This is a genomic window from Pseudomonas sp. P8_241, assembly GCF_034008315.1.
In the GTDB taxonomy this organism is placed as follows: domain Bacteria; phylum Pseudomonadota; class Gammaproteobacteria; order Pseudomonadales; family Pseudomonadaceae; genus Aquipseudomonas.
In genome coordinates this window covers 2,394,044-2,406,398 of sequence record NZ_CP125377.1, presented here as the reverse complement: position 1 = coordinate 2,406,398, position 12,355 = coordinate 2,394,044, and the positions used below count along the sequence as shown (strand labels likewise).

The following is a 12,355-nucleotide window of genomic DNA, read 5'->3' as shown; positions in this document are numbered from 1 at the left end:
GTGACCGATCACAGATGATGGCGGTGGATGGAGCGTTTTTCTCATGCAACATTTTCAGCGAATTTGAGTCCGCTTGGTGGGGCAGAAAAACTTTTCATACTGGGGAACAGCTCATTGAGCTGAATACATTTAGGTTGTTGTTCGTATCTATTCTTCCCATAATCGGAATTTGGTTCATTGCGGTCATTTGCCCAGCTCTTTGGCGATGGGTTTCGAAAGGTCGCGTAGCCGGTTCCTAATAAGTTATTAATTTTGAATCTGGATAGTTCACGCGCAATGAATGCCTTTAAGGTTGATCTCCGCCGATCGAGACTGTCGGAAATCGGCCAATAGCGGCCGTTAGGCAAAGCAATGAGCACTCTCAGACCGAGTGTTGCCGTTACGGCGCAATGAACACCGCCAGTCACGAACACCCACTTCTATGTATTGATCTCATGCGCTGACTTCGCCCCAAACCTTCGCAACAGTAAAAGATGATCGGGCCGGCGGACTCCGTACTTGACGGCCATCCGATCCAAGTAATCCAAATAGGACTCCTCCGATACTTGGTCTGCATCGGTAGGCTCTTCAGGTGGACTGATCAATTCAAACTCCACGTTATCGCGCATCCATACGTTGTAGCTGTAATCGAATTCAGCCCAGTCGTAAAAGCTGTCCGACTCACAGAGGCCCCTAGGCTGGTTCGGGTCGGCACCTGCGCTTAGAAGTATCCCCAGCAGCTCCGAATTCATACACAACATCGCTGCCGTCAGCGCAGAAGAACCTTCGTCGCCGAGGATGTTGGGATTTGCCCCAAGCTGTAGTAACAATCGCAGCATTTCGCCACAAAGTTGGCTTTGATCCTCAGCTAGCCAAAACACCATATCTTGCAGCAGTGTGTCTCCGTTGCTATTTAAAGCATTAAGATTTGCACCCGCAGCTACTGAGGCGTTGACTTGGTGAAAATCGCCTCTGATAGCGGCCTCATAGACTGCTTGGCTTGCCCCGGGAAATTTACCCATTTTTGGTATCTCTGGCCTAAAGGAAGAACGCGTGCGCATAGCGCTTGTAAGGGGGGAACAGTTGTTGGTTCTCGTCCCGGCACGCACTTCGTTCAAAAAGTACCCGAGCTTAGTCGATAGGCGCGGATGGCGCTGGAGTGATCGCGTCCTTCGCAGATATTGACTAGCTCCCGTGAGAAATCAGAGATTTACCCTAAACGCCGTTCGCGCAGTCTCATTCGCTAACCGTGGCTCAACTTGCCGGCTACGTTGGGTAGTTGGTAGCCGGTTGAGAGAGGCAGAAAACGGCCAAAAAGTAGACCATGGGACACGCAGTTAAGCCCCTAACAATCTGCAATCTGTGATTTCCGAGCGGCCCCTAAGGGTCTGCAGTTGCCGTTCATGATGGCCAAATATGTTCGGAGTCTCAGCAGCGGAAAGTTAGGACTTCAGCCCCGTACCCAGCCTTAAAATACGAAAAAAGAGATCATCTGACCTACGCTTGCAGAAAGCCAGCAGCGAGGTTAACAGTCATGCGATGCACTATTAGCGAGATCGCCCGCCGCGTTGGAGTATCGAAGTCCGCGATCATTAAGGCTCGCAATGAAGGACGCCTTCCCGAGTCACTGTTCACCCTGAATGAGCGTGGCATCACCTGCATTGCTGATGCTCAACTGGCAGAGCAGATGCTCCAAGGGATTATTGGACTCAGGATCAAGAGCACGCTGCGTATGCCTCGGCGAGAGTAACATTAGACGCCTCAGCAAACTTAAAGTTAATGCGCGGACGAAGTGCGAAATTGCACTCCACGTGACCAATGACTGCATTGGTTTTAACCATTACGCTTCGTAACCTAGCTGACAAGGGCAGCTACTGGCAGCAGTCCAAAGCGGACAGTCTCGGACAACCGCATCTCCCCCCCCCCCACACCCGTCGTACCGCGTACAGTCCGGAACGGCGGCACATGCATACACTGGAAAGTTATGCACCTCCCCCGTCCGGAGAGCTACGTTGCGCACAGGTAATCAGACTATGAATCCTTGCATCAAGTCAGACAAAAAACCTACCTGAGGCTCTTGAGGCGTTCCGACTATCATTGCTCGATCCAACCCGCTATTGATTGTTTCACAGGCCGTTTCCGGCAGCAGCACGCAAGCATGACAGGCCGCCTTGTTTACCCGCCGCGAACCCGTACCGCCCAGATCCTCCGAGCACACGGGATCGGCAGAACACCAAGACGCCCGCGAGATGGCCCTGCGGACCATCGGCTCGAACAGCTCCCGTCGGCCAATGCGAACCAGCCCGCCAAGACTCCCCTCCGAATCTCCGGCGGCTGTATAGATGAGGATGGCGGCCATAGGTGCCCCTGGATCGTTTGACACGAAAATGCGTTCTTTCAGCGCGGCTGACGAGTAACCGCACTCGAAAACCATCTGATTGATCATGACGTGCGCCAGAGTATGAACCAGAAGATAGCGGGCGGCCCATTGCGGCGTCCAGCCGTTGCTCTGGAGAGGCGGCAAGAGATTCGGCTCGTTACCCATCCGATCTACAAATTCTTGGTCGAGCCGCTCTTTCAGCCAACCCGCGTTATTATCGAGCCATTGACATACGGCATCCTCGCTTAGCTCGACAAAAATACCCTCGCCGTAGTTCTTGATGGCAGGCAACCATTGGTGTGCGGACTCTGGCGGATGCAGAAAAAGCTGATTCATGGCCGATGAAGGCATGGCTTCGAGCGGATCCCTCGCCCGTATCAGGCGTTCGAATCCGCAGAAAGCGCGGGTCTCGCGCAAGCGTTCAACCAAGTTGACCCGCCCGAACCAATGTTTCAGGCCATCCGGAACCAAGCTAGGGATGACTCTGAGCTCATCGTCCACGCCAGGCCCCACTTCATTGCGTAAAACGTTGTACTCGGCCCGCCGGAACGTGAGCGACTCTGATTCCTGCATGACAGGTTGTCCCCCTTCGCAACCCACCGAGGTACCATGGATGAGGGGGTTGATGGCTTTCATCAATTGCTTGTCATCGGGAAGCGGGTCGAAATGAGGTTTAAGGATATCGCGAAGTATCGTTAGAGCAAGCGCCTCCCGCCCGGACTTGGACTGGACGAGGATTTTGACGTCGCTCAAATCCATATCTTCCCGCCGCAGGATTTTCTGAATGTCGGCGACAGTCTGCTCACTGGTCATGTCTGGCAGATAGATCGAGGATAAGGTCTTGCCAAAATAGATATTCGATTGGTTAATCAAGACGGCTACTGGATAGGCGTCGCATGGCTGGGCTGTTTGGCCAAGCCAAGGGCGCTCCCCGCTACAGCGGATACCTGAGTCATCAAGCCCGGATCCTGTGATAGCGCTTTTCGACTGATCAAGAGTCATACCCATAGAGCCGGCCAACGTCTTTGATTGTGCGCATCTCGTGCACGATACCCTTATGGACCGTAAGTCCGGACCACCTGAATCATTCAGGACCAGTCCACTGTCACCTAAGCACACGCATCCGCACCAGTCCTTCCATGGAAAGTCCGCGATATGCCCATGACTGCAAACACTGATGAAACGGACTGGACGCCAACGCGCCAGCTTTTCCCCTTTTTCGAGAGGGGCAAGTTTCAGCGTGCCAAGACTGAAACGGCGCATTTTCCCACTGAAGCTGTCGACATACCACGTGGGGAAACGATGCGTCTGAACCTCCAACTTGGAGAGACCGGGATTCTGGTCGTCATTGCAATACTCCGGTGGCTGGCGAAAGTAAGGAACACGGAGCAACGTGGAAAGTCGCGGCTCGTAGATCGCATGCCTGCGCATGGCCGTTTCATCTGCCTTCCAATTGCCTCGCTCATCTCTCTGCTTGTGCCAGAAGTCCAAACCACAGACGATATTGGGAATACCGTTCTTGTCGGTGTAGATGCTCCCCGGACCAAAGGGAGCAATCAGTTGCCCCAGTCGAATATCACTGGCCATGTTCGGTTTGCTCCTCTGCGAAATAGTTGTTGCTGATCGCTGCGCGGGCAGTACCATCAACATTGCGCATGCTGCTGAGTACCCTCGCGCCCTTCAGTTTCTGTTCGCGGCTTGCGAACACACCGGACCACAACATCAGGTACTCGCCATCTTTTTTTTGCGGATACGCCCACCATTCCTGCGGGTGGGCCAGCCATTTTCTGCGAAGGTCGCTATATATCTTGCGCATGGCTACACGCACGCGGTCCGACTCCGCTGGTTGCTTTTCCATGATGGTTTCACAACGCTCAAGCAGGAACTCTAACGCCTCCTTCAGATAAACGTCATAGTCACCAAAGGACTCGCCGGGCGATTTCGCGTCATGGTACTGCCTAGCCCAAACCAAGAGCGCGCCGGTCAAGGCACGCTCCACTGCCTCGACCGAGAACGGCGTGGCCGAGGTGGGCTCAACACGTTCATACAGACGGCGGTGATAGCTGTGGAACTGCTCAAAATGCGAGCGGTCACGGCTTTTGCTCGGATTGAACATACTTAGTATCAGGCCCGGTCGGTCAGCCCAGCGCCGACCGACACGGCCCGTTACTTGGATATATTGCGCGGTTGACTTGGGCTGGCCGACAACAGCCATTAAAGCCAGCCGGTCAATGTCGACACCAACTTCAATGATGTTGGACGCAAGGCAAGCATCGATGGATTTTTTGTCATTCCAGTCCAATGCCAGTCGATCCATCAACTCTACCAACTGAGCCTGACTTTGGCGGCTGGTCAGCTCCACAACTTTATCGAGGTAGCGTTGCGTACTACCCTTGAGTCCATAACGGTGCGAGTAGTCCTTCATGCGTGCGGCAATGTCAGACTGGAACAAGGTCTGAGCACCACCGAGCTCACGAAGGCTGTTGTAAAACGCCAGCAGGGTCCACCACGCATCCTTCCCGTCCTCGAACATCCCAGCCCTGAACAGTGCTGCAGAGAAAGTACGAACCTGCGCAGTCAGGAAAGATCGGTAACCACTAGCATGAATACCAAGGTATAAGCGCCCTTCTGCAAGTTGGCCCTCTTGGGTATTGGCATAGCGGCCGAAGAACGAGTCCCCCATTGCGAGCCCTGGACTGGGGAACAATTGAAGATTTTCTCGGGCATAGACACTACGGACCTGTTCCGTTGCACCACGGATGGTGGCCGTCGAGGCAATAATTTTGGGTCGAACAAGATGTCGGCCTATCTCTGCAGTGCAAAACCGTTCAATCACACCTTCATAGAGACCATATATCGTACCCAATGGTCCGGAAATCAGGTGAAACTCATCTTGAATGATTAACCCTGGCGGCTGCCTGACGAGGGCAACATTTCCATTGCCATCATGATCGAAACCAAAAAGTGCACCGGTTTCCGGCTTCCAAGCCATCATCGCAAACTTGTCTGCCGTACCGATGAACATGGACGGCGGATTTTTATAGATGGCCTCATCAATCACCTCGACTGGAAGCCTGTCACGCTCGCCACCATATTCACAGCTAACGTCAGAACACTTCAGGTACGGGCGCTTGCCAGAAAATGCCAGTCCGGCGAGATTATTACCGTTGCCTATATTGCGACGCCCGGCGGCATCCTGTTCAAGCCGGCCGATAGTGCTTCGACACCAAGGACATTCAGTAAGCACCAACGGATTGCCTGCCACATCGTTGCGGCTGTACTTCTGAATAGCAGTACTGGCGTCTGCCCAAGTGTTCGGTGACCCACTTGATCCAATCCACAACCCCAGCGTAAATTGCGTTCTCCCTAGTTGGGGGCGGACGGACTCTTCTTTCCGGCGTATCCGGATCTGCTCCATCGAGCAGATCAAGCTGGCGGCACGCTGGAACTGCTGGGTGGTCAGCATGCGCAGGGTATAGCGCATAAAGACGTTGGTGCCGTCGAGTTGAAGTTCGTCATCGGGACGCGCAATCAAGCGCTGGTGAAACATGTAAAAGGCTGCGACTGCTAAATAGGCCTCGGTCTTTCCTCCCCCTGTGGGAAACCAAACCAGGTCAACGACTTCTCGGTCGTCACTACGCCCGTCGACCAGCCCGGCGATACTCATCAGCAGAAAAGCAACCTGGAAGGCGCGCCAATTGCCAATTTGAGGCTTCTCTGTACGCTCGACCCAAACTTTCCATGGGGTGCGGGGTTGACCTTCAAGTACTTCGGCTGCCTCCACGCAGCCGTTGATCCGGACCAAAGGACGGCGCACGATCTGTTTAGAGGCTATCTGTTGCAGCATCATGCCCTGATTTGCCAATCGGAAGGCCTCTAGCGCAGTTTCATCTTCCTGCAGAATTGCAATGCCATTGCGGATGCGGAGAAGGCACTGCCTGCAGCCCTCTAGATGACGTGCGGCTACCTCACGCAAATGCGGCTCCAGCCCCGCGCTTTCCGTCTCGCGCACCTCAATCCACGCCGCATACTCTCTGGCGAGGCGGTCGAGCGTCTCCCAGGCCGCGCCCCCCTCGGCAAAGGACGGGAGGCCTGCCAGCTCGCGCATTGAGAGGGTGACCGGCTTGCCATCCCGGTCCCGAATGTCGGGCGTCATACTCGGCAGTTCGACGGCCGGCATCACATCGGCGAAGACCGCGTCCGGCGTAGCATCCTTCAAACTGTCCCATCCCGCCGCACAGCCATGCCCAATCGCCCAAGTCGCCTCATCACGGTACAACAGTGCCAGCGTCTGCTCGTCATCATCGAACTGCCCAAACGGCCTGACGCCTTCAGGGTAACGACTGAAGGTCGCACCACCCTGCACACGCACCTCGAAGCAAGCCTGGAACAGTATGCCGCGTACCCGTTCCGCCTGACTCTTCATGGTGCTGGCGTCTGATTGGTTTCGCAGCACGCAGGTGACGATCCACTTTCCATGCATGTACCGCGGAAACACCTGAATCTGAAGAGCTGGGCCACCCGGCAGGTCAAGATTTCTCGATACGGTGACACCGGCTTTTAAATCCGCCAACACAAACCGCTCGCAGGTGTCCGTACTGGTCGCCGGTACACGCCGCCACGCCTCGGTCCTGCGCTCACAGCCCTCCTTGGTGGTGATCTTTATGCAGGGCTCATACCGCCCGTTAACCGGGAACGGGGCGGCTTCTGGCAGCTGCCAAAAGAGCTTTTTCATGGATGGCAACGCGACGACAAATTCGCCTTCCCCCTTCTCGAGGCAAAAACTAATGCCCATGACCGAAGGCTGGTACATGTCGTCGTTACTGACCTCGAAATCGTCATCGTCCGTTTCCGCTCCGACGCCTTCCGCAACCGCGTCGCTACTCGCGGACACCGTTGGCGACGCAGGCTCATCCGGATCGGTAACAACCGCTTGAATGGTTTCAGCCGCTGCGTCCTCGCCCTGCTCCCCGCCAGATGGGCTGTCATCCGATGCTTCTTCAATCACAGCACCTCGCACATCGTTGCGCGGGTGCAAAAGACCCGCGCCATAACGCTGCATGGGCGTTTCGCCTCGATAGTGCACAATTTCCTGCAAAACATCGCTGTCATTGCATTGGTAGTACAAAGTCCCATCGGCATCCTCGGCTAACCGAAAGCAGCCCTGCGCATCAAGGGTTACCGTAGTGCCGGGGCGTACCGAGTCTAGGGGGCGCGCAGGTCCCACCAGCTCGCCACGCAGAAATTCAATTTCCGAAGATCGTTCCCTATTCATATTCTTTCCCTGCGCTTGTGACCCATTCTGCCAGCTGTGCGGCGCCAGACGCGTGACATAAGAGATGGAGCCGCTCCCGTGCTCGAGTAATGCCCGTGTAGAAGCGGCTGCGATCGAACCCGCTGTCAGAAGGGATCACGTCGGTGATGATGACGACCTTATTTTCAAGACCCTTGTAGGCGGAAACAGTAGACGAGCGGATGCCCTTTGCTCCCGCCGCCCAGGCGCTAACGATTGGATAGCGGGACGTATCTCGAAGCAGGGGTAGCACCGATTGATGCTCGCCTCCGAAGGAAAGTACCGTAATGTCCTCTTCTCGAAATCCGCTGGCCAAAGACGACTCTAGGAGGGCGATGATCTGACGGACCTGATCCGCCGCATCTTGGTACAGGCTTAAGTTCCAAGCATGCAGGCCACCGCCTTGGCGCAGGTACCCTGAGTAGGTACTCCGATCAGCCTTGGAAAGCTTCATCGCGATCTGGCCTATAGCCTTGTAGTTTCGGCAGTTTTCGGCGAGGACCCACCTGGCGGAGTGGTCCCGCACACCAGTCAGGTTAGCCTCTAGAAAAGAGGCCTCGGTCAACACTTGGTTGCGGAAATCGCCCAGCATAAGATAGGAACCGCCTTCGAGCCCCCCTTCCAGCAGTAGGCGAATGCAGTCAAGAAGGTCTGGGCGCGCCAAAATATCCTGGGCTTCGTCGATAACGAGATAGTCGAACTGTGCATCAAGTCCGCACGTCGGGTCTGTGAGGCGATCCTGTATTTCCAACGGCAGGTCCGACCAGAAAGTCTCATCTGGATGCTCCGGCGCCTCAATTCCAGTCAGGGACATCAACATGCTCAGCACAGAACCGCCGACAAGGAGAGGATTGTGACCGGCTTCAACTTCGCGTGCAGCCCAGTTACCGATAAGCCGGTTAAAACACAGGTAGCCCACACGAAGCCCTTGGGCGGCCTTGCGTCGTGCGATTTCGAGCCCAATCAGAGATTTTCCAGTTCCGGCACCGCCTTCCACCAACACACGCAGGTTGTATTCCGTCAGCCGAAGTACCGGCCGCTGCTGATCACGGAGAAGTTTTTCGAGTTCCTCCTCGCGATAACGGATTTCGGCAACTTTTTCCGGCTGGCGCGTACGAATGGGAAAACAGAATTTGACGAAGTCCTCCACCTGCTTTTCTGACAGCGGCGTCTTCATCGAAGCAACTGTCGGATCCGCATCAATGATCCGCATTGCCATGCGTTTCAGCTCATCACACAATTCATCCCCGGTGGCACAGGCTTTGAATCGGTGACGATCCATTACTTCAAAAGGAAGGATGGACATGTTGGCAGACACGACAAAATCCGCCCGCGGGAAGATGCAGCAGTGAATGACTGGGACATGTGAAATTCCACCCATACGCTCCACAAGCCGGCGGCGCAGTGCAAACCGGGCATCCTGCGCCTGGCGGAATGGCGATTTAGTGATGCTGTCTGGATACCAGCGGCTGCCGTCGAATCCAATCTCACTGTGAGATTTAACCTCGACGCACAAAATGCCAACTTCCGGGATCAAAATTACAAAGTCGAGTTCGGTGCGCCGGTGGTGATTGTAGGGAGCAAGATCCAGCGAATGAATCACGGTCCAGCCGAAATTCGAACTCTCCAGCTTACGGAAAACCGCAATTTCACCTGGTGGAGCGGAGTCATCAATGAAGGCGGGAATCATACGCACAGAATGGCTCCTCTCGGATCTGTACGGTACAACTCAGCAACCGAAAGTTTCAGCGGTTTATCCAGCTGCTCTGCCGGAGCAGCGAAGTCTTTGGAGAGGCTGATTACGGGCTTGAATACCACGCTGCCAATCAGTCCGCCTGTCGGTAGGAGCCGGTGACGATAGGCACCGTCCAGTAAAACCAAATCGCGTATGGTAGGCAATTCTTTGCGCATTTCCGCGACCAATTGTTCGTTGACGATAGCATTCTCCACAGCTCCGTGCTGGATCGCGTTTACCCGCGTTGACTCGACTTCCATCCAAGCCCGGCGCCAGCCTGGCACCGTCTTTCCATTCTCCACCATCGGAGGAATCAGTTCTGGATCAAGTACCTTCGTCAGCAGGGCCTCGAAATGTTTCTTGCGGAGAGGAGCGCGAATAACCGTACCGTTCATCGCCGTCCATTTCTGGACCGCACGGGAAAGATCCAGTAAATCGATGCCCGCTTGCTCCATTTTCTGGGAACAGATACCGGGGTACCGTCTCCATGCATCAGCCAGCGCCTTCTTCCACATGGCGGCCAGCGGCGCCTTGGCGGCATCGACGCTGACCTCGCCCAAATCCGCATCAGCATCGTGTATTAGTAGGTAATCGCCAGCCTCGACGTCGCTGATTAGTCGATAGCCAATGGCCTCAGCGCTAGTGCATTGGGGACTGAACACAAGCAAGCGGGAGCCGGGACGCAGCAGTACACAATACTCAGCGGGAAACTCCACCAGCACGCAACGATGCTGGGGTTTACCATTGGGTGCCTTCTGGTCGAGAAACACAAGATCATCCGCCAGTGCCATCTCGGTTGGGGGGGCCACCGTCCCCAGATTCCCGGTGACAGTGGTCCGGACCAAGGGCATGGCGATAAGATAGTTGTGGGTAGGAAGTACAGGATCGTCTGCAAATCCTTCCTCGTCTGCCAGACCCGTCCAGACAAAGCGGACCATCCGCCGGTATGACGGTGAACTGATCAGCGACTCTGGCGCCTTGCCAAAACCTTGCGTACGCAAAGGTCCAAACCGGATTAATGCATCGGTCGGAGGGCCATTTCGATATTCTGCGAGCGAGCTGAAAAACGCCCGGTCATCAAGCTCAGTTAGACCCTCAAGCAGGTCGCGAAAGAGATCGCGCTCCTTGTGGTGGCACCAGATTTTAATGCGGTCCTCATCATATTCACCGATTAGATCGACAAACAGCCGGACAAACGCCTCATTAAGTACGGAGCCCTCTTCCGCGTAGCGAGTGATCAGGTCTTTCAGCAACCCGACAGTTTGCGCGACGTCCGCCCCCCACTGCTGGCGGGTTCGTCCGTCATTGGCAAGACCGCAGCGTAGAAACAAGCTGACATCCGGCATCAATGGCGACGTTAACCACTTAAGCATCTCGAAGCGAAGCTGCAGAGCCACTTCATTCTGGTGTGCATCGCCATCCGAATCGTAGAGCGCAGAATATAGCGTCCGCATATGGTAACGGATTGCGGAAAAAAGCGGAGACTCCCCAATGTAGAGCTCCTGAACCGGCGGGTAGCTCTCCAAGAACTGCAGGCGTTCGCTTGTCGACATAGACAAATTCATACCCTCCGTTGCAGCACGCGCAGCAATGTACCGACGGGAGTTCCGCCCAAAAATCCGTGGCTGGTGTCCACATCAGTGTAGTAACGCACTTTTTCATTCAGCCACCCCTTTAGCTGGAGAATGGCCTCGACTGATGCATCACGACTGCAGAAGGCGATGATGTCGCTAGAAGGATATAGCTGCTCAGCACGGAGTAGTGCTGATATACCATCTGCCACCACCAGCCGGGCGCTGTGTCCGCCGTCATCATCCGTTGTGCGTTCATTTACGAAACGCAGACGCTGTACATATTTTTTTTCGCTATTGTGCAGGGTAAGAAGTTCGCCCAATGGTAGCTGACGATTACCGGACGTAAATCCTGCCGCATAATATTTCTGCATATAGGTGGAATCTCGGGCTGCCCCCTGCCCCACCAACACCAGACCATCATAAGACCGGCACAGGTTCGCATCCAGGATCGGGCCGCTGCAGAAGGGCAGAGCACTGTATACCGCTAGCTCCAATGCCGACCCTCCTGGAGGGATCTGCGGCAGTGGAAAATTGTGCAGTTGCCAATCGAGAGCACTTTCTCGCGTGATGTAACTGCGACATGGCCCGTTCTGGTTGTGAATACGCTTTCCGCCACGTTTGACGAACTGGCGGTACCCAGCATCTTCAATCATTATTTTATCGGGACTACTATTGTCAGCAGCAAATCGCCAGCGCGAGTTATCGAGGACATTGCGGACATCAGGAGGAGGCAGTTCTGGAGGGGTAACCTTGTTCTTCAGCTCTGCTTGACGCTCACGGCAAAAACGAACCAGAAGATCAAAATAGGAGTCGATGTAGTTAGTGGCCGTAAATTCAAGATCACGTCGAAACGCTCCCAATGCGACTAGACCCGCAGCTTCAGACTCGCACGGCATTGACAACAGTGCGATCCGACGAGTCCCAGTGCTTCTATCACACCAGTGATATCCGAAACTGAGCATCGCAGCCACCCATACAGGGACACTGTCATATACCCGCCCCCCTTCAAAGTAGTGCATTCTGCGATTCCCGACTGCCGCTAACTCCATTGAACAGCAAGACCCGCCCATTAAACCCTAGGTGACAACGGGCGTCCTTCATGCGACAGCAACTCTGTAGCTCCACTCACTCGCTGCGTCGGCGGACGTACGATCAAGCCCTAACTAGGCAAGTGGATTATGGCCGTTAGGATGTGCCGAATGGACAAACATATGATCGTTGCTGCCAGCCTGCCACTACGCGATGTCCCGGCCAGCCATTACACATGCCTGAAAACTTGAGACCGGATCCAATTTTCGACCCGATTATCTTCTGTGGGCACACTGCCACCTTTGAGATAGCGAGTCAACGCTGCCCAACTATTAGGTTGAATTCCGAGGTTGGCAAACGTCATC

Annotated in this window: 6 protein-coding genes; all 6 read right to left on the bottom strand. The window is 54.9% G+C overall.

Annotated features, from left to right (window positions below; all coding sequences use genetic code 11):
- Positions 1-419: 419 nt before the first annotated feature.
- Entirely contained in the window at positions 420-1,001 is a 582-nt protein-coding gene (locus tag QMK58_RS11035) for a hypothetical protein (RefSeq protein WP_320396289.1), read from the bottom strand.
- A 1,004-nt stretch (positions 1,002-2,005) separates the two neighbouring features.
- Positions 2,006-3,946, bottom strand: a complete 1,941-nt coding sequence (locus QMK58_RS11030) for a DUF1998 domain-containing protein (protein ID WP_320396288.1) — start codon at positions 3,944-3,946, stop codon at positions 2,006-2,008.
- Positions 3,936-7,634 (bottom strand): helicase-related protein, encoded by a 3,699-nt coding sequence (locus QMK58_RS11025; protein WP_320396287.1) that lies wholly within the window; start codon positions 7,632-7,634, stop codon positions 3,936-3,938. Before QMK58_RS11025 ends, QMK58_RS11030 begins: the two co-directional genes overlap by 11 nt.
- Entirely contained in the window at positions 7,627-9,342 is a 1,716-nt protein-coding gene (locus QMK58_RS11020; protein ID WP_320396526.1) for a nuclease-related domain-containing DEAD/DEAH box helicase, read from the bottom strand. The genes QMK58_RS11025 and QMK58_RS11020 overlap by 8 nt, the downstream gene beginning before the upstream one ends.
- Entirely contained in the window at positions 9,339-10,940 is a 1,602-nt protein-coding gene (locus QMK58_RS11015) for a hypothetical protein (protein WP_320396286.1), read from the bottom strand. Before QMK58_RS11015 ends, QMK58_RS11020 begins: the two co-directional genes overlap by 4 nt.
- A gap of 8 nt (positions 10,941-10,948) precedes the next feature.
- Positions 10,949-11,980 (bottom strand): hypothetical protein, encoded by a 1,032-nt coding sequence (locus QMK58_RS11010; protein WP_320396285.1) that lies wholly within the window; start codon positions 11,978-11,980, stop codon positions 10,949-10,951.
- Positions 11,981-12,355: the final 375 nt, after the last annotated feature.